Source organism: Dryocola clanedunensis (genome assembly GCF_038405435.1).
GTDB lineage: Bacteria > Pseudomonadota > Gammaproteobacteria > Enterobacterales > Enterobacteriaceae > Dryocola > Dryocola clanedunensis_A.
Map to the genome: position 1 here is coordinate 1 of NZ_JBBYHZ010000127.1, position 608 is coordinate 608.

The following is a 608-nucleotide window of genomic DNA, read 5'->3' on the forward strand; positions in this document are numbered from 1 at the left end:
GATAGGCCGGGGCGGTTTCCAGCGGATGACCTTCGGCGAACAGCGACGCCTCCGCAGCCAGGTTGCCGGCCTTGGCCGCCTCCAGACGCTGGGTCAGGATCAACGGGCGGCCGAGATTATCGCTGCTGACGAAGCCCGCGCAGCGGCGCGACACGCGCTCGCGCGCGGCGACCATCGGTGCCGAGGCGCTCATGCCCATGCCGGTGAGCAGGGTGTTGTCGAGCTGGTAACCGCCCGGGTCCATCGCGTACATGGCGCAGTAGTCGTACACCCGGCTCACCATCCACCCGGCCTCGGCGTTGCCATTGGCGGCCTGGAACTGCAGCCGCTGCGCGTAGGCGAACAGGTCGGTGTCGCCTTCGATATCCGCGCGCAGGTCCAGCGGAAGGCCCGAGGCCACCGCGGTGCCGCGCTCGCTGCCGAGCAGACGCCGGGCCAGCTGCCGCGCTTCGGCCGGAACCGCGCTGGTGGCCTCGCCGGCCTGCGGCCCATCCACCTGCGAGGTGGCCGGTTCGGCGTGCAGCACCCGATCGCCCGCGCGATAGCCCACCACCCCCAGCAACGCCAGGGCCGGTACGACCAGCAACCAGGTTTTCAGGGTCGGCACG

Annotated in this window: 1 protein-coding gene; it reads right to left on the minus strand. The window is 71.4% G+C overall.

The features are described from left to right. On the minus strand, positions 1–608 hold a 608-nt coding region (locus AAE045_RS23815; RefSeq protein WP_455549771.1), incomplete at both ends, for a hypothetical protein.